The 17,371-nt window shown below is 71.2% G+C and carries 19 protein-coding genes; 15 read left to right on the top strand and 4 right to left on the bottom strand.

Annotated elements, in window-relative coordinates; all coding sequences use genetic code 11:
* A partial coding sequence (locus MFF54_RS26590; protein ID WP_238307195.1) for a GGDEF domain-containing protein occupies positions 1-1,016 on the top strand: 1,016 nt, incomplete at its 5' end.
* 15 nt (positions 1,017-1,031) lie between these two features.
* On the opposite strand, the gene MFF54_RS26585 is transcribed toward MFF54_RS26590, so the two are convergent.
* On the bottom strand, positions 1,032-1,214 hold the full coding sequence (locus MFF54_RS26585) for a YdcH family protein (RefSeq protein WP_238307194.1): 183 nt from the start codon (positions 1,212-1,214) through the stop codon (positions 1,032-1,034).
* Positions 1,215-1,387: 173 nt separating this feature from the next.
* On the opposite strand from MFF54_RS26585, the gene MFF54_RS26580 reads away from it, so the two are divergent.
* The 4 genes from MFF54_RS26580 to MFF54_RS26565 all read left to right on the top strand — a co-directional run bounded on the left by MFF54_RS26580 (position 1,388) and on the right by MFF54_RS26565 (position 4,496).
* Complete coding sequence (locus MFF54_RS26580; RefSeq protein WP_238307193.1) at positions 1,388-1,618, top strand: YdcH family protein; 231 nt, start codon at positions 1,388-1,390, stop codon at positions 1,616-1,618.
* A 152-nt stretch (positions 1,619-1,770) separates the two neighbouring features.
* Positions 1,771-2,238, top strand: coding sequence for a 5-(carboxyamino)imidazole ribonucleotide mutase (gene purE, locus MFF54_RS26575; protein ID WP_238307198.1), 468 nt, complete (start codon positions 1,771-1,773; stop codon positions 2,236-2,238).
* Positions 2,239-2,246: 8 nt separating this feature from the next.
* On the top strand, positions 2,247-3,353 hold the full coding sequence (locus MFF54_RS26570) for a 5-(carboxyamino)imidazole ribonucleotide synthase (protein WP_370880271.1): 1,107 nt from the start codon (positions 2,247-2,249) through the stop codon (positions 3,351-3,353).
* Between the two features lie 276 nt (positions 3,354-3,629).
* The gene (locus MFF54_RS26565) at positions 3,630-4,496 is read left to right on the top strand and encodes a tetratricopeptide repeat protein (protein WP_238307197.1); all 867 of its coding nucleotides are present in this window, start codon (positions 3,630-3,632) and stop codon (positions 4,494-4,496) included.
* An 11-nt stretch (positions 4,497-4,507) separates the two neighbouring features.
* Here the strand turns inward: MFF54_RS26565 and mutM are convergent, their stop codons facing one another.
* Entirely contained in the window at positions 4,508-5,407 is a 900-nt protein-coding gene (mutM, locus tag MFF54_RS26560) for a bifunctional DNA-formamidopyrimidine glycosylase/DNA-(apurinic or apyrimidinic site) lyase (RefSeq protein WP_238307191.1), read from the bottom strand.
* 173 nt (positions 5,408-5,580) lie between these two features.
* Here mutM and ubiE point away from each other — a divergent pair, with 173 nt between their 5' ends.
* The 3 genes from ubiE to coaBC are packed head-to-tail and all read left to right on the top strand — an operon-like array spanning position 5,581 to position 9,181.
* On the top strand, positions 5,581-6,363 hold the full coding sequence (ubiE, locus tag MFF54_RS26555; protein ID WP_238307190.1) for a bifunctional demethylmenaquinone methyltransferase/2-methoxy-6-polyprenyl-1,4-benzoquinol methylase UbiE: 783 nt from the start codon (positions 5,581-5,583) through the stop codon (positions 6,361-6,363).
* A 32-nt stretch (positions 6,364-6,395) separates the two neighbouring features.
* The gene (gene ubiB / locus MFF54_RS26550) at positions 6,396-7,952 is read left to right on the top strand and encodes a 2-polyprenylphenol 6-hydroxylase (RefSeq protein WP_238307189.1); all 1,557 of its coding nucleotides are present in this window, start codon (positions 6,396-6,398) and stop codon (positions 7,950-7,952) included.
* An 11-nt stretch (positions 7,953-7,963) separates the two neighbouring features.
* Entirely contained in the window at positions 7,964-9,181 is a 1,218-nt protein-coding gene (gene coaBC / locus MFF54_RS26545; RefSeq protein WP_238307188.1) for a bifunctional phosphopantothenoylcysteine decarboxylase/phosphopantothenate--cysteine ligase CoaBC, read from the top strand.
* Positions 9,182-9,342: 161 nt separating this feature from the next.
* Here the strand turns inward: coaBC and MFF54_RS26540 are convergent, their stop codons facing one another.
* The gene (locus tag MFF54_RS26540) at positions 9,343-10,566 is read right to left on the bottom strand and encodes an acyl-CoA dehydrogenase family protein (protein WP_238307187.1); all 1,224 of its coding nucleotides are present in this window, start codon (positions 10,564-10,566) and stop codon (positions 9,343-9,345) included.
* 182 nt (positions 10,567-10,748) lie between these two features.
* Here MFF54_RS26540 and MFF54_RS26535 point away from each other — a divergent pair, with 182 nt between their 5' ends.
* Entirely contained in the window at positions 10,749-11,021 is a 273-nt protein-coding gene (locus tag MFF54_RS26535; RefSeq protein ID WP_238307186.1) for a hypothetical protein, read from the top strand.
* Positions 11,022-11,298: 277 nt separating this feature from the next.
* Positions 11,299-12,735: a pyruvate kinase gene (gene pyk / locus MFF54_RS26530; protein ID WP_238307185.1), complete on the top strand. Its 1,437-nt coding sequence runs from the start codon at positions 11,299-11,301 to the stop codon at positions 12,733-12,735.
* 46 nt (positions 12,736-12,781) lie between these two features.
* Here pyk and MFF54_RS26525 read toward each other — a convergent pair whose 3' ends face one another.
* Positions 12,782-14,119: a dihydroorotase gene (locus tag MFF54_RS26525; RefSeq protein WP_238307184.1), complete on the bottom strand. Its 1,338-nt coding sequence runs from the start codon at positions 14,117-14,119 to the stop codon at positions 12,782-12,784.
* Between the two features lie 90 nt (positions 14,120-14,209).
* Between MFF54_RS26525 and ygfZ the strand changes: the two genes are divergently transcribed.
* The 5 genes from ygfZ to MFF54_RS26500 all read left to right on the top strand — a co-directional run bounded on the left by ygfZ (position 14,210) and on the right by MFF54_RS26500 (position 17,317).
* Positions 14,210-15,067, top strand: a complete 858-nt coding sequence (gene ygfZ / locus MFF54_RS26520; protein WP_238307183.1) for a CAF17-like 4Fe-4S cluster assembly/insertion protein YgfZ — start codon at positions 14,210-14,212, stop codon at positions 15,065-15,067.
* Positions 15,068-15,162: 95 nt separating this feature from the next.
* Positions 15,163-15,777 (top strand): DNA-3-methyladenine glycosylase I, encoded by a 615-nt coding sequence (locus MFF54_RS26515; protein ID WP_238307182.1) that lies wholly within the window; start codon positions 15,163-15,165, stop codon positions 15,775-15,777.
* Between the two features lie 29 nt (positions 15,778-15,806).
* Positions 15,807-16,364: an HD domain-containing protein gene (locus tag MFF54_RS26510; protein WP_238307196.1), complete on the top strand. Its 558-nt coding sequence runs from the start codon at positions 15,807-15,809 to the stop codon at positions 16,362-16,364.
* 5 nt (positions 16,365-16,369) lie between these two features.
* On the top strand, positions 16,370-16,879 hold the full coding sequence (locus MFF54_RS26505; RefSeq protein WP_238307181.1) for a tyrosine phosphatase family protein: 510 nt from the start codon (positions 16,370-16,372) through the stop codon (positions 16,877-16,879).
* A gap of 177 nt (positions 16,880-17,056) precedes the next feature.
* Positions 17,057-17,317 (top strand): exodeoxyribonuclease VII small subunit, encoded by a 261-nt coding sequence (locus tag MFF54_RS26500; RefSeq protein ID WP_238307180.1) that lies wholly within the window; start codon positions 17,057-17,059, stop codon positions 17,315-17,317.
* Positions 17,318-17,371: the final 54 nt, after the last annotated feature.

Here is a 17,371-nt window from a genome sequence, read left to right as displayed (position 1 = left end):
GGGCCGTCTGCATCGCCGCGCTCCTCTGCAGCCTGACCATCACGGTGGCAATGGCGCGTTCAGGCTCGCCCGTGGCGGCGGTCTACCTCGGCGGGAACCTCGTCATCCTGGGCTTCTCGATCAACATGGTCCCTGTCGGGACGATCGTGTCCGCGGTCTTGTGCTGCGCCATCTCGGCGATCATGGTTGCCGGCGCCGCGGTCTCGGCCGCCGGGCCCCCGGGCGTCGTCACGACCTACATCCTGCTCGGCACCCTGCTGACTATCGTCTGCGTATTCGCGAACTGGTGCCTCCAGAACGAGCGGCGGCGCACTTTCCTGACCCTGCTGCGTGAGGAGATCCGCCTGCGCCAGATCTCGCAGCAGCGCGATTTGCTCGAACGGCTCGCCGCGATCGACCCTCTGACGGGGCTCGCCAACCGCCGCGGCTTCGACGCGATGGTCAACGGGGACTTGCGCCACGCGAAAGCAGGTACGCCCGTCTGCGTGGCGATGATCGACATCGACTGCTTCAAGGCGTTCAACGACAGCTACGGCCATCCGCGCGGCGACGACGTCCTCCGGGCCGTCGCGGAGGCAATGGCGGCGCGCTGTGGACCCGGTCTTCGGCTCGGGCGCATGGGGGGCGAGGAATTCGCCGTCGCGGCGGTGGGTACCGATCACGCGGCGCTGCCCGCGATCGGCGAGGGACTGTGCCGCGCCGTGGAAGCGCTCGCCCTGCCGCACGGACGTAACAGCGCCGGCCCGGTCGTGACGATCAGCGTCGGCCTGGCCGGTTCATGGACCACGGGAAGCCCACTCGACACCGGTCGGTTCTTCGCAATTGCCGACGAGGCCCTCTATCAGGCCAAACGCGCCGGCCGCAACTGCGCGGTCGTGACGGTCGAGAAGGCGCTGGGGGCTGGCGCCTCCGTACCCGATCCGTCGCTCCCTACCGACATGGCGACGTGCACGGCTCCTACAAGCAGCGAGCCGCCGCACCGGCATCCCGGTGCGGCGGCTCGCCTCGTACCGTAATCCGCCGGGAACGGCTCAGTGCATCGTGCCGGACGTGTCCTGGAGCCGGTTTATCTCGTCCTTGAGGTGGAGTTTCCGTCGCTTCAGCTCGGCAATGTGGAGGTCGTCTGCCGAGGGCCTGTGGATCGCTTCCTGAATCTCACGCTCGAGGGCTTCGTGCTTTCGGGTGAGTTGGTTCAGATGCGTCTGCAGCGACATGAGGCGAATCTCCTGTCATGTTTCTGACGCACCGAACCTGCCACAGGTTTTGCCGGCTGTCGAAGGCAAACCACGTCGTTCGGCCCTGGGTGCGGTGCGAGATTGTGTTGCCGTGCGGGGATGCCTGACGCATGCTCGGGCGCGGCGCGATGCGGGGGATCTGACGGGCGGCAATGACGGTCGAGACGGTCGAAGAGAGCCAGAACGACAACCGGGCGGACCTTCTGGCGGAGCTCACCCGCCTGAAGGAGGAGCACCGCGACCTCGACAGCGCGATCGATGCGCTGGAGCGTAACGTCGTGGCCGATCAGCTTCAGATCCAGCGCCTGAAGAAGCGCAAGCTGACGCTGCGTGACCGCATCTCCTACGTCGAGGATCAGATCACCCCCGACATCATCGCCTGAGTCCGCCGATCGGCCCGTGGATCGCGGACGCTCGCGGCTTGCGGGCCGCGGCGCGCGCCTGTAACCGCGGGCTTTGGCCGGGCTCATCAACCCGGCGCGAACGCGAGAGCACGCGTGTGAGCAATCCGGCAGCGCCACCCGTCGCGATCATCATGGGCTCCCAGTCCGACTGGGCGACTATGCGCAACGCCGCCGAAACCCTAGACGCGCTGGGCGTACGCTACGACGCCCGCATCGTCTCCGCCCACCGCACGCCGGACCGGCTCGTGGCCTTCGCCAAGGGCGCGAAGGATGCGGGCTTCCGAGTGGTGATCGCGGGCGCGGGCGGGGCCGCGCATCTGCCCGGCATGGCCGCGGCGATGACGAGCCTGCCGGTCTTCGGGGTTCCGGTGGAGTCGAAGGCGCTCTCGGGCCAGGACAGCCTCCTGTCGATCGTGCAGATGCCCGCCGGCATCCCGGTCGGCACGCTCGCCATCGGTCGTGCGGGCGCCGTCAACGCGGCGCTCCTCGCCGCCGCCGTGCTGGCGCTCACCGACGCAGAATTGGCCACTCGCCTCGACGCCTGGCGTGCCGCCCAGACCGCCGCCGTGGCCGAGCGGCCGGAGACAGAGACCCCGTGACCACCCCCGTGACTGCGAAACCTCTCGCGCCCGGCTCCACTCTCGGCATCGTCGGCGGCGGTCAGCTCGGGCGGATGATCGCGCTCGCGGCGGCGAATTACGGCCTCAAGGTCCACGTCTTCGCGCCCGACGCCGATTCTCCGGCTTTCGACGTCGCGGCCGCGGCGACCTGCGCGGCCTACGACGACGGCGAGGCGCTGACCCGCTTCGCCCAGAGCGTCGAGGCGATCACCTACGAGTTCGAGAACATCCCGCGCGAGACCGCCGACCTGCTGGCCCGCCACGCGCCGCTGCACCCGAGCGCCGACGCGCTCTCGACCACGCAGGACCGGCTCTCGGAGAAGAGCTTCATCAACGGGCTCGGCATCCCGACGGCCCCGTTCCGGCAGGTCGACACGCCCGACGACCTCGCCCGGGCGCTCGACGCCATCGGCCTGCCGGCGGTACTGAAGACCCGCCGCTTCGGCTACGACGGCAAGGGCCAGCGCATCATCCGCACCGCTGCTGAGGGCGACCGCAACGCGATCTTCGCCGAGTTCGGCGGCGCGCCGCTGATCCTCGAAGGGTTCGTGCCCTTCGAGTGCGAGGTCTCGGTTGTGGCGGCGCGCGGTCAGGACGGTAGCTTCGCGGCCTTCGACCTCTGCCAGAACGAGCACCGCGACCACATCCTGGCGCTCACGCAGGTGCCGGTGCCGGGCCTCGCCCCCGAGACAGCGGAGGCCGCCGTCGAGATCGCCCGGCGGATCGCCGAGGCACTCGACTACGTCGGCGTGCTGGCGGTCGAGATGTTCCTCGTGCGCGATGAGGCCGGCGAGCGCCTGATCGTCAACGAGATCGCGCCCCGGGTGCACAATTCCGGACATTGGACGATCGAGGGCGCGCTGACCTCGCAGTTCGCCCAGCACGTGCGTGCGGTCTGCGGCTGGCCGCTCGGCGAGGCCGCCCGCACCGGCGGCCTCGCAGTCGAGATGCGCAATCTGATCGGCCGGGAGGCCGGCGACTGGCAGGCGATCCTCGCCGAGCCCGGCGCGCACCTACACCTCTACGGCAAGGGCGAGGCCCGCGCCGGCCGCAAGATGGGCCACGTCACGCGGCTCCTGCCCCGGGCGGACTGAGTCCCCGGGAACACAGTCGAACTCCCGCGTGGGGGCCGGACACGCTCCGCGGTCGCCGTCAGGACCGCGGGCCTTACCTTCGCCACATCCTCTGGCTTCCAGGGACTTCGTCGCCCGGTCTTAAGCGCGCGTTCACCGCGCCGCGCGATTGTCCCGCCGTCCGTCCGGTCCAGCGGGATTGCCGACCGGAGCGAGCGTCGGCGTATCGACGCTGCGGACAGGGTTTTGAGGGGACGAGTGCGGATCGTGCCCCGAGGGGAGCGGGTGATGAGGTCAATGAGCGTGCGGGCGTCGCGGACGGCGCTGATCGGGTCGGCCCTGGTGGCGACCGTCGCGCTCGCAGGTTGCGAGACGATGGGCAGCGTGGCCACCGCCCCGCGGCAATTCGCGGTGCTGGAGACCGACACCACGGGCGCGACCACGACGAACATCGCCTCCCTGACCGAGGTGGTGCAGCGCAACCCGAACGACGCTGCGGCCTACAACACCCGCGGCGCGGCCTATGCCCGCGCCGGCCAGTTCAGCGAGGCCATCGCCGACTTCACCAAGGCGGTGCAGATCGACCCGAACTCGGGCTCGGCCTACAACAACCGGGCGCTGGCGCTGCGCCAGACCGGCCGCAACGACGCGGCGCTCCAGGATTTCGGCAAGGCGATCAACGCCGATCCGAACTACGGCCCCGCCTATATCGGCCGCGCCAACGTGCTGCGCGCGCAAGGAGATCTCGACGGCGCGCTCGCCGACCTCAACGTGGCGATCCGCCTGATGCCGGAATCGGCCGAGGCCTACCATGCCCGCGGCCTCGTGCGGCAGAAGCAGGGCCAGAACACCCAGGCCATCGCCGATTTCGACGCGGCCATCGACCGGAACCCCTTCGTCTCGGCACCCTACGCAGCCCGGGGCCAGAGCCTGATCGCCACGAACCAGTACGACAAGGCGATCGAGGACTACAACGCGGCGCTCAACGTCAACAACAAGGACGCGACCTCCTGGGCCTATCGTGGGCTGGCCTACGAGAAGTCGAACCGCCGCAAGGAGGCTCTGGAGAACTACCAGCGCGCCGCCGGCATCGACCCGAACAACCCGGTCGCCAAGCAGGGTCTCGGCCGCGTGCAGGGCGGGGTCGGCTCTCTGTTCAACTGAGAGCCGGCCTGTCAGGCCCGCGTCGTGGGCTGGCACGTCGCGCAAAAGAAGGTCGAGCGGCCGGACTGCACGATGCGCGCGACCGTACCGCCGCAACCCGGCGCACGGCAGGGCTCGCCGAAGCGGTCGTAGACCCGGAAGGCGTGCTGGAAGGCGCCCGCGCTCCCGTCCGTGTGGGCGTAGTCGCGCAAGGTGGAGCCGCCCGCCGCCACCGCCTCGGTCAGGACCTCGCGGATGGTGCGGGCGAGGAGCGTGGCACTCCGTGTCGGCTTCCCATCGGCCTTCGCCAGAAGCCCGGCCGGCGTCTCTGGGTGGAGGCCCGCCCGGTGCAGCGCCTCGCAGACGTAGATGTTGCCGAGACCGGCGATCAGCCGCTGATCGAGCAGCGCCGCCTTCAGGGGCGTGAACTTGTTGCGGAAGAGGCGCGCGATCACCGCGCCGTCCAGGCCGGGCTCGAGCGGCTCGATGCCCATGCCGGCGAAGTGGCGCGACGCGGCCAGATCCGCCGTCGGGACCAGATCCATGAAGCCGAAGCGGCGCACGTCGTTGTAGGTGACGGTGGCTCCCGTCGCCATCGCCATCACGACGTGGTCGTGCTTGGGCACGCCCTGTGCGCCTTCGAGGTAGAAGTCGCCCGGCGAGAGGTTGCGCCCATCCGGCATGGCCACGTCGAAGCGGCCGCTCATGCCGAGATGCATCACCAGCGTCTCGCCCGAGTCGAGATGCGCCGTGAGGTACTTCGCCCGGCGTGCCAGATCCGTCACGGTGCGCCCCTCCAGCCGCTCGGCGAAGCGCTCGGGGAAGGGAAAGCGCAGGTTCGGCCGCCGCAGGGTGACGCGGGCGAAGCGGGCGCCGACCATCGCGGGCGTGAGGCCCCGGCGCACGGTCTCGACCTCGGGAAGTTCGGGCATTGTCTCTTCGGAGTCTCTTCGGATGACGCGCGCGGGATCGGCCGCCGATATCGGTCCCCGGCGCGTGCCGCACAATCCCGCTGGCCCCGCGACCGGTGGACCCGGGTTTTCGACGCATGGCGGATCGCGCCCGCCTTCGCTATGAGGCGCGTTCAGGCGAGCACGGGTGGAGCATGACGGGCGAGGATCGGGCGCGGGGCGAGACGACCGACGACACCACCGATTTCGGCTACGAGCGCGTGGCGCTCGGGCAGAAGCAGGGTCGGGTGGACGCCGTCTTCCACTCGGTCGCGCGGCGCTACGACCTGATGAACGACCTGATGTCGGCGGGCCTGCACCGGGCCTGGAAGGCGCAGCTCGTCTCGATGCTGCGCCCGCCCAAGGGGCGGCCCTTCCGCCATCTCGACGTGGCGGGCGGCACCGGCGACGTCGCCTTCCGGGTTCTCGACGCGGGCGGCCAGCGCACCGAGGTCACGGTGCTCGACATCAACGAGTCGATGCTGCGCGTCGGTGCCGAGCGCGCGCCCGAGCGCTTCGCGGGGCGCATCGATTTCGTCACCGGCAACGCCGAGAGCCTGCCGCTGCCCGACGCCACCTTCGACGCCTACACGATCGCCTTCGGCATCCGGAATGTGCCGCGCATCGATCTGGCGCTCGCTGAGGCCCGGCGCGTGCTGAAGCCCGGCGGCCGCTTCCTGTGCTTGGAGTTCTCCCAGGTCGACCTGCCGGTGCTCGACAGGATCTACGACGCCTACTCCTTCCACGTGATCCCCCGCATCGGCGCACGGGTGGCGGGCGATGCCGAGTCCTACCGCTACCTCGTCGAGTCGATTCGCAAGTTCCCGACGCGGGGCGCCTTCGCCGGACTGATCGAGCAGGCGGGCTTCCGCCACGTCACCGACCGGCCGCTCTCCGGCGGCATCGTCGCCATCCATTCCGGCTGGAAGGTCTCGTGAGCGCGCCGCGGCGCGGCCGGAAAGGCTGATCGGTGCTCGGCGCGGTCTTCCACCTGGCGCGCGGCGCCCATGTCGGTTTCGTGCTCGCGCGCGAGGGGGCCCTCTCCTTCGTCGATCCCGCCGAGCTGCCTCCGCATCTGCGGCTGGCGCTGAGAGTGGGCCGCTCGCTGGAGCGGCCCGGTCTGGGCGACGGCGCGGCCCGGCTCTCGGCGGCGATGACGCGGCTGGGCCCCTCCTACGTCAAGTTCGGCCAGTTCCTGGCGACGCGGCCCGACATCGTCGGCATGGCCGCCGCCCGCGATCTGGAGAAGCTGCAGGATCGGGTGCCGCCCTTCCCGCAAGCGACCGCGGTGAAGGTGGTGGAGGCCGCCTTCGGCAAGCCGATCGGGGCGCTGTTCGTCACCTTCAGCGCCCCGATCGCCGCGGCCTCCATCGCCCAGGTCCACAAGGCGGTGGTACAGGACGCGGACGGCACGCAGCGGGCGCTCGCCGTCAAGATCATGCGGCCGGGCGTGCGCGAGCGCTTCCAGCGCGACCTGCAGGTGATGCGCTTCATCGCCCGTGTGGTGCACGCGCTCTCGCCCCAGGCCGAGCGGCTTCGCCCGCGCGAGGTCGTGGAGATCCTCGCCCGCTCGGTGATGATGGAGATGGATTTCCGTCTCGAGGCGGCGGCGGCCTCGGAGCTTGCCGAGAACACGAAGGACGACCCCGATTTCCGCGTGCCCCGGCCCGAATGGCAGCTGACGGCGCGCGACGTGCTCTCCTCCGAGTGGATCGACGGGACGAAGCTCCACAGCAAGGCCGAGATCGTGGCGGCGGGGCTCGACCCAGAGGCGGTCGGCCGCGCGGTGATCCAGAGCTTCCTGCGCCACGCCATCCGCGACGGCTTCTTCCACGCGGACATGCACCAGGGAAACCTGTTCGTGGACCCGGCCGGCAAGCTGGTCGCGGTCGATTTCGGCATCATGGGCCGGCTCGGGCGCAACGAGCGGCGCTTCCTCGCCGAGATCCTGCTCGGCTTCATCATGCGCGACTACCGCCGGGTCGCGCAGGTGCATTTCGAGGCGGGCTACGTGCCCGCGCACCACTCGGTGGATGATTTCGCGCAGGCGATCCGGGCGATCGGCGAGCCGATCCACCAGCGCCGGGCCGACGAGATCTCGATGGCCAAGGTGCTGACCCTCCTGTTCGACGTCACCGCGCTCTTCGACATGAGCACGCGGACCGAACTGGTGATGCTGCAGAAGACCATGGTGGTGGTCGAGGGCGTCGCCCGCTCGCTCGACCCACGCCTCGACATGTGGACCACCGCCGAGCCGGTGGTGCGCACCTGGATCGCGCGCAACCTCGGACCTGTCGGGCGGCTCGAACAGGGGGCGGACGCGCTACGCACCATCGCGGACGTGGTCGCCGACATCCCCGACCTAGCCCAGCGCCTGAAGCGCGTGGTGGTGCGCCTCGACGAGTCGGGCGCGGGCAACGCGCAGCGGATCGAGCGCTTCGCCCGCAACGAGCGCCGCCGGGCTGTCCTCCAGACCCTCGCGCTCTGGGGCATCGCGATCGGTGCGCTGGTCCTGGCCTTCCGGTAGAAGTCCCTTCCATGACCCTGCCGCTCGCCGACCGCCGCATCCTTCTCGTCATCGGCGGGGGCATCGCGGCCTACAAGGCGCTGGACCTGATCCGGCGCCTGCGCGAGCGGGGTGCGCGCGTCTGCCCGGTGCTGACGGCCGGCGCGCAGGAATTCGTCACGCCGCTCGCGGCCGCCGCGCTCGCCGGCGAGCGGGCCCATACGGAGCTGTTCGACAGGGCGGAGGAGGCCGATATCGGCCATATCAAGCTGGCGCGCCGGGCCGACGCCGTAGTGGTGGCGCCCGCCACAGCCAACCTGATGGCCCGGATGGCGACCGGCCAGACGCCGGACCTCGCCGCCACCGTGCTGCTCGCCACCACTCTGCCGATCCTGATCGCGCCGGCCATGAACGTGCGCATGTGGCAGCACCCGGCGACGCGGCGGAATCTCGCGACGCTCATCGGCGACGGCGTGCGCGTGGTCGGCCCGAACGACGGCCGCATGGCCGAGAATGAGACGGGCCCTGGCCGGATGGCCGAGCCCAACGAGATCGCTGACGCGGTGGAGGCGATGCTCGGCGCCGCGCCTGGTCCGCTCGCCGGGCGGCGCGTGCTCGTGACTTCGGGCCCCACTCACGAGCCGATCGACCCGGTGCGCTATCTCGCCAACCGCTCGTCAGGTCGCCAGGGCCATGCCATCGCGGCGGCCGCTGCTGCTGCGGGCGCCGAGGTCACCCTGGTCTCCGGGCCGGTCGCGATCCCCGATCCGGCGGGCGTCCGGGTGGTGCGCGTCGAGACCGCGCGGGAGATGCTGGACGCGGTGCGCGCCGCGCTTCCCGCCGACCTCGCGGTGTTCGCGGCCGCGGTGGGGGACTGGCGCCCGGCCGCCGAGCAGGCGAGCAAGATCAAGAAGGACGGATCCGCGCCGCCATCCCTCGCCCTTGTCGAGAACCCCGACATCCTGGCCACCGTCTCGGCGATGGCGGAGGGGCGGCCGCGCCTCGTCGTCGGCTTCGCGGCCGAGACCGATCGGGTGCTCGATCACGCCCGGGCCAAGCTCGCCCGGAAGGGCTGCGACCTGCTGGTCGCCAACGACGTCTCGCCCGCGGGCGGCGTCATGGGCGGCGCGTCGAACACCGTCCACCTCCTGGGACGCGATGGCTCGCTGGAAACCTGGCCGACGCTCGGCAAGGACGAGGTCGGACGCCGCCTGGTGGAGCGCTTCGGCACCCGCCTCGGGACGCCCTGAGGGCGCCGACAACACTAAGGGCGCGGCGGGTTCGATGCTCACCGTGTCCGACAGCCTCGGGCGTCCGAGCCGCGCGATCGAGCAGCAGGTGCGCGGCTTCCGCGATGCCCTGCGCGAGCCGAGCCCGCGCGCGGCGGCCCGAGGACGCGGCCAAGCACGCCTCAGGCCCGAGGCAGCATCCGGTCGCTGATGATGCGGCGCTGGATCTCGCTCGTGCCCTCGAAGATCGTGGTGAGGCGGGCATCGCGCCAGTAGCGCTCCACGCGCCGCTCTGTGGTGTAGCCGTTGCCGCCGTGAAGCTGCATCGCCTGGTTCGTCACCCGCACTGCCATCTCGGTGGCGAGCAGCTTCACCATCGCGGATTCGCTCTCGGCGGGCTCGCCCTGATCGAGAAGGTGGGCGACCTGGCACCAGAAGGCGCGCGCCTGCGCGACCTCCGCCGCCATGTCGGCCAGCGCGAAGCGCAGGGCCTGGAACTCGGCGATCGGGTGCCCGAACTGCTCCCGCTCCTGCAGGTAGGCCTGCGTGTCCTCCACCGCCGCGCGGGCGACGCCGACCGCCCGGGCCGCCGTGTGGACGCGGGCGATGTTGAGACCCCGCTGCACGGCGGCGAAGCCGCCGGAATCGGCGTCCGCGCCAACGTCGCCGTAGAGCCCGGTGAGCCGGTCGCTCTCGGGCACGCGCACGCCGTCGAGCTCGAGCTGGTAGGTCTGGAAACCATGATAGCCGACCTTGTCGATCGCCCGGCCCGTCATGCCCTCCGGGAAGGTGCCGGGACGCTTGACCACCAGGAAGGGCTCGAGGCCCGCCGAGCGCGGTTCCCCCGGCTCCGGGTCACGGGTGCGGGCCAGGACCTCGATGAAGTCGGCCGCCAGCGCGAAGCCGGCCCACCGCTTGGTGCCGGTCAGGACCCAGCTGTCCCCCTCCCGCACCGCCCGGGTCTGCACGCCGGCCAGATCTGAGCCCGCCGTCGGCTCTGAGAGCGAGATGCTGCCGATCCACTGCCCCCGCGCGGACTTGGCGAGCAGGTCCAGCCGGCGCGCGTCGTCGATCGTCTGGGTACCGAGCCCCTGCCCGCGCGCCAGGATGCTGCCGACCGACAGCCAGGCGCGGGCAAGTTCCTCGGATACGAGGCAGTACTCGAACACGCCGAGCCCCATCCCGCCGTGCTCGGCCGGGATCGTGATGCCGAACCAGCCCCGCTCCGCCATCTGGTCGATGAGCGCGCGCGGCATCTCGCCCTTGCGGGGATCGAGCTCGTCGGCGAGCGGCAGCACCACGTCGCGGGCGAAGGTGCGCGCCTCCGCCTGGATGGCCGCGCGCCGATCCGTTCGCCAGGGCGCGAGGAGTTCCGGCGGGCGCGGCTCGATCGTGGTGTGCTGCATCGGTTCCTCCCGCTCGCGACGCGTCGGGCCGGATTGAGTGCTCCGACCTCTCGGCGGTCAGATAGGGCGTAGCGCCGCGCTTTCCCCGCGCCCGGCGCGCTCCAGTTAAGCTTAACGTTTGATGCGGCGCGGGAATCGTCGATCCGCTAAGCGTGACGCAAGCCGCAGCGGAGATTGGCAGGATGCCGCCCGTCGAACCGGTCAGCCCCGTTCTCGATACCCTGCTATCCTTGCTCGCCGAGGCGCCGCCGGGCCACGATCGCAAGGCGGCGGAGCACGCCGCGGAACGGCTCGACCGGCTCGAATACGCGGCGCGCTGGGACGGTGCGGCTCCGGAGACCCTGGCGGCGATCGCCGGCGCACGGATGCTGCTCGGCCTCGCGGCCTATCCCTGCCCTCGGCGCCCCCGCATCGCGCCGCGTCATCCGACCGCCGGGGCCAGGCTGCCGAACTGACCGGCGGGGCGTTCGGACATGTTACCCACCCTATATTGCACCGCATCGAGCGCGCGCGAGCATTTTGCGTTGCGGTATAATACGTCGCCTTCAGCCGGCTGATCTTCCGATCCAGGCTTGTGAGGCCCGAGGATAGGTCCTTCCCCGTCCCCAAACATCGGCGAAACCTTCGCCGAGCCTTGACGCGGCGCCGGACCCGGGGTCATTGGCCGCGATGCCGGATCAGGCCGCCGGATCGAGAGAGCGGCCGCCGGACATGAGAGACCGGAGGCCCCTGTTGAAACGCTCGCGCCGCACGAAGATCGTCGCCACCCTCGGGCCGGCCTCCGACACCCCCGAGATGATCGCGAAGCTCTTCCACGCGGGCGCCGACGTCTTCCGGCTCAACATGAGCCATCTCCCGCGCGAGAAGCTGCCCGAGAAGGTCGAGGTGATCCGTGCCGTGGAGCGCGAGGCGAAGCGTCCGATCGCGATCCTGGTCGACCTCCAGGGGCCGAAGCTCAGGCTCGGCACCTTCGCGGAGGGCGCCGCGATGATCGAGAACGGCGCCACCTTCGTGCTCGACGCGGACCCGACGCCCGGCAACTCTGAGCGTGTCCACCTGCCCCATCCGGAGATCCTGCAGGCGCTGGAGCCCGGCCACGCCATCCTGGTCGATGACGGCAAGCTGCGCCTCACCGTGACCGAGGTCGGCGAGGGCCGAGCCGTCACCCGGGTCGAGGTCGGCGGGCGCGTCTCCAACCGCAAGGGCGTGTCGCTGCCCCATACGGTGATTCCGCTCCCCGCGATGACGGACAAGGACCGCTCCGATCTGGAGGCAGGGCTCAATGCCGGCGCCGACTGGATCGCGGTCTCCTTCGTGCAGCGGCCGGAGGACGTGGCAGAGGTGAAGAAGGTCGCGGCCGGCCGTGCCCTGGTGATGGCCAAGATCGAGAAGCCGCAGGCGCTCTCGCGGCTGGAGGAGATCATCGAGATCTCCGACGGCCTGATGGTGGCTCGCGGCGATCTCGGCGTCGAGATGCCCCTGGAGCAGGTGCCGGGGGTGCAGAAGCGCATCACCCGGGCCTCGCGCCGGCTCGGCAAGCCGGTGGTCGTCGCGACCCAGATGCTCGAATCGATGATCACCGCGCCGGTGCCGACCCGCGCCGAGGTCTCGGACGTGGCGACAGCCGTCTACGAGGGCGCGGACGCCGTGATGCTCTCGGCCGAGAGCGCCTCCGGCGCCTTCCCGGTCGAGGCGATCACCACGATGAGCCGGATCGCCGAGCAGGTGGAGCGCGACGTGCTCTACTGGTCGATCATCCGGGCACAGGCCTCGAAGCCCGACCACACCGCCGCCGACGCGATCGCGGCCGCCGCCCATCAGATGGTCGACGCGCTCGATCTCAGTGCCATCATGGCCTGGACGCATTCGGGCTCGACGGCGCTCCGCCTCTCGCGCGAGCGCCCGAACGCCACCGTGATCGCGCTCACCCCGAAGCGGGAGACGGCGCGGCGCCTCGCCATGGCCTGGGGCACGCATCCGATCGTGACGAAGGACGCTTCCGACGTCGACGACATGGCCTCGCGCGCCTGCAAGTTCGCGGTGCGCGAGCGCTTCGCGGATGTCGGCGATCGGGTGATCGTGGTGGCGGGCGTGCCGTTCGGGACGCCGGGGGCCACGAACCTCGTGCGCATCGCCTTCGTGACCCGCGAGCACGCCGAGCGGGCGTGACGCGCGACGCCTCCCTCCCCCCGCGGGGGAGGGAGAACGGCGGGACTCAGCCCGCCGCCAGCGCCTCCTCGAAGACCACGGCCTCGCCGCGCGACGGCGCGGTGAGTTGACCTTCCCACATCACGCGGTTGCCGCGCACAACGGTGCCGACCGGCCAGCCAGTGACCGTGACGCCGTCATAGGGCGTCCAGCCGCATTTCGAGGCGATCCACTCATTGCGGATGGTCTCGCGGCGCTTCAGGTCCACCACCGTCACGTCGGCATCGTAGCCGACGGCAAGCCGGCCCTTGCGACTGATCCCGAACAGGCGCTTCGGACCGGCGCTCGTCAGGTCCACGAGGCGCGCCAGCGAGAGCCGGCCCGCCGCGACGTGGTCGAGCATCATCGGCACCAGCGTCTGCACGCCGGTCATGCCGGAGGGCGAATCCGGGTAGGGCTTGGCCTTCTCCTCCAGCGTGTGCGGCGCGTGGTCGGAACCGATCACGTCGGCCACACCCTGGGACAGCCCGTGCCAGATCCCGGCCCGGTGCTCGGCGTCGCGCACCGGCGGGTTCATCTGCACCAGCGTGCCGAGGCGGGCATAGGCCTCGGTGCCGTCGAGGGTCAGGTGATGGGGCGTCACCTCGCAGCTCGCCACGTCCTTGTGCTCGGCGAGGTAGACCATCTCCTCCTTGGTTGAGATGTGCAGGATGTGGATGCGGGCGCCGGTCTCCTGCGCGAGCGCCACGAGCCGCCGCGTCGCCGTCAGCGCCGCCTCGGGCGAACGCCAGACCGGGTGCGAGGACGGGTCGTTCGGCACCCGCAGGGATTTGCGCTCGCGCAGCATCGGCTCGTCCTCCGCGTGGAAGGCGGCGCGGCGGCGGATGTTCTTGAGGATCGCGCGCACGCCCGCATCGTCCTCGACGAGCAGCGCGCCGGTGGACGAGCCCACGAAGACCTTGATGCCGGCCGCGCCCGGCAGGCGCTCCAGCTCGGCCACCTCGGCCGCGTTCTCGTGCGTGCCGCCGACCCAGAAGGCGAAGTCGCAGTGCATGCGGTGATGGGCGCGGGCGACCTTGTCGGCGAGCGTCTCCCGGCTCGTCGTGAGCGGGTTGGTGTTCGGCATCTCGAACACCGCGGTCACGCCGCCCATCACGGCGGCGTGCGAGCCCGATTCGAGGTCTTCCTTGTGGTCGAGGCCGGGCTCGCGGAAATGCACCTGGCTGTCGATCACGCCGGGCAGCAGGTGGAGGCCGGTGCAGTCCTGCCGCTCCGCCGCGTCCCGCTTGGCCAGATCGCCGATCTCGGCGACGCGACCGGCCCGGATGCCGATATCGGCCCGGTGCTCACCGTCGTGGTTGACCACGGTGCCCCCGGCGAGGACGAGATCGAAGGGCTGCTCCATCAGGGACTCCCGAGCGGTTGAGGCTGTCACGGCAGGGGCTTATGTCAGGCGCGCGCCGCGTGCCAGCCCCGCGGCAGCGATGGAGGATCCATGCCGATCGCCCTTCTCCCCGACCGTGCCCTGCTCACCGTGACGGGCCCGGACGCGACGGACCTGCTCCAGGGCGTGCTCACCTGCAACGTCGCCACTTTGCCCGAGGGCGAGGCGCGCCTTGGCGCCCTGCTGACGCCGCAGGGCAAGATCCTGTTCGACTTCCTGATCTCGCGTTCGGACGCCGGCTTCCGGCTCGACGTGGCCGCCGAGCAGGCGTCGGCACTCGCCAAGCGGCTGAGCCTCTACCGGCTGCGCGCTAAGGCCGAGATCGCCGCCGACCCGACGGTGGCGGTCGCCGTCGCCTGGGACGGCGCCACGACCGCCGCCGATGTCGCGCGCGTCGAGGACAACCGCGCTCCCGGCCTGGGCGCCCGGCTCTACGCGGCGGAGGGCGCGTTCTCGGCGGACGCGTCGCCGGAGGACTACCACGCCCACCGCATCGCCCTGGCGGTGCCGGAGGGCGGCCGGGACTTCGCCTTCAGTGACGCCTTCCCGCACGAGGCGTTGATGGACCAGCTCGGCGGTGTGGACTTCAAAAAGGGGTGCTACGTCGGCCAGGAGGTGGTGTCGCGCATGCAGCACCGCGGCACCGCCCGCACCCGCATCCTCGCCGCACACTATCCCGAAGGCGCCGCCGCGGCGCCCGGCACGGAGATCACCGCGGGCGGAAAGGTCCTGGGCACCACGGGGAGCATGGCGGGCGACCGGGGCCTCGCGACCGTGCGCCTCGATCGCCTTGGCGACGCGCTCGCCGCGGGCGAGACTCTGCGGGCCGTGGACCGGCCGGTCGCACTGGAACGCCCGCCCTATGCGGGCTTCGCCATGCCGGAGGCGGCGGGCGCGCCGGCCGCCTAAGGAAGGCGCCGAGGCCCTTCGCGACAACCAATACACCGGTCGTCGCCCATGCCCGACCCGTAGCGTTCCGCTCTTGTTCTCGCTAGACCAGCCCGATGTCCGAGACCGGCCTCATCGACCATCCCGACGGCTGCGCCCGCTGCTGGTGGCCGGGGCAAGACCCGTTCTACATGGCCTACCACGACACCGAGTGGGGCGTGCCCGAGCGCGACGGCCGGGCGCTCTACGAGAAGCTGATCCTCGACGGCTTCCAGGCCGGCCTCTCCTGGATCACCATCCTGCGCCGCCGCGAGGGCTTTCGCACGGCCTTCGCAGGGTTCGAGCCGGAGCGTGTGGCCCGCTTCACGCAAGGAGATGTCGAGCGGCTGATGGGTGATTCCCGCATCATCCGCAACCGCGCCAAGATCGAGGCGACGATCCGGGGTGCCCGTGCGTGGCTCGCGATCGAGGAGCGCGGCCCCGGCTTCTCGCGCTTCCTCTGGGACTTCGTGGACGGCGCGCCGCTCCAGGGCACGGCGCGCACGCGCGCCGAGATCGTGCCGGAAACGCCGCTGTCGCGGCAGGTCAGCAAGGCACTGAAGGCCGAAGGGTTCGGCTTCTGCGGGCCGACCATCGTGTACGCCTTCATGCAGGCGACGGGGCTCGTCAACGATCACCTCGTCGGCTGCCACAGGCACGCCCCTTGCGCGGCGCTCGGAGGGCGCGCGTGAGCCCCCCTGCCCCGCGCGCGTGGCAGCGCATGCTGTCCGGCCGCCGCCTCGACCTGCTCAACCCCTCCCCCCACGATATCGAGCTCGCCGACATCGCCCACGGCCTCGCCCGCGTCGCGCGCTGGAACGGGCAGACGGCGGGCGAGCACGTCTTCTCGGTGGCCCAGCACTCCCTTCTGGTCGAGGCGATCGGGCTGCACCTGCGGCCGGACTGCACCGGGCCGCAGGGCCTGGAGTTCCTGATCCACGACGCGCCCGAATACGTGGTCGGCGACATCATCTCGCCGCTGAAAGCCGCGATCGGCGACGCCTACAAGGGCGTGGAGCGGCGCCTGCTCGCCGCGATCCGACGCCGCTTCGGCCTCGATGCGCCGGACCCGGCCCTGTCCCGGCTCGTCAAGCGCGCCGACCGGATCGCCGCCCATGTCGAGGCGGTACGCCTCGCGGGCTTCACGGCGGAGGAGGCAGCGCGCTATTTCGGCCGGGCCGAGGCCCTGCCCGAGGCGGTTCTGGCGCTCTCCAAGCCCTGGCCGACCGCCCGTGCCCAGGACCGCTACATCGCCCGCTTCGAAGCGCTCGCCGGATAGACCTGATGCCGACCCTCCACGTCTGCTCCCTCGCGCGCCTGCCCGAGACCGTCGCGGCCACGGGCGCCGGCCACGTCCTCAGCCTGCTCACCTCCGGCAACGCGCCCGACCTGCCGCATTCGGTACCGGCCGAGTGCCGCGCCGTGATCGCGGTCAGCGACATCGCGGCAGCTATGGACGGCCACGTGCTGGCCGACGACACCCATGTGGAGCGCATCATCGCCTTCGTGCGCGCCTGGCCCAGGGAGCGACCGCTGATCATCCACTGCTACGCGGGGATCAGCCGCTCGACAGCGGCGGCCTATATTGCGGCCTGCGCGCTGCGGCCCGAGCGCGACGAGGCCGAGGTCGCCCGGGCGCTGCGCGCCGCCTCGCCCTCCGCCACGCCGAACACGCGCTTCGTGGCGCTGGCCGACCGGATCCTTGGGCGCGACGGACGCATGGTCGCGGCGATCGCCGCCATCGGTCGCGGCGCCGAGGCCTTCGAGGGGACGCCATTCCAGTTCGCGGTGTAGAGGGCACGAACCCGCGACCCGGATCGCGTAGCGGGTCGTACCATACCACCGTTGCGGGTGTTGCCCCAGCACGTCAGGCCGCGCGAAAGCGGTGGGCCACGCACGCCCGCGGCGGGCCGCCGGGTTGTCCCGGACGCATCCTCCGCCCTAGAACCGGTCCAAAGGAACCCCATAGGGATGAACGCAGCTCGCTCCGATACGGCCCCGGCCGCGCCCGATCTGCCCTTCGAGAAGGCTCTTGAGCAGCTCGAGGAGATCGTGCGCCGCCTTGAGCGGGGGGACGTTCCGCTGGACGAATCCGTCGCGATCTACGAGCGCGGCGAGATGCTGAAGCGGCACTGCGAGCAGTTGCTCAAGCGGGCCGAGGCCCGCATCCAGCGGATCACGCTCGGGCCCGATGGCCGCGCCGAGGGCGTCGCGCCGCTGGATGTCGAGTAGCCCGCCCATCCCGGACAGGACGAGGATTGATGCCGTGGCCGAGAACGAGAGCGT

Source organism: Methylobacterium gregans, assembly GCF_022179245.1.
Lineage (GTDB): Bacteria > Pseudomonadota > Alphaproteobacteria > Rhizobiales > Beijerinckiaceae > Methylobacterium > Methylobacterium gregans.
This window is presented reverse-complemented; position numbering and strand designations above follow the sequence as displayed.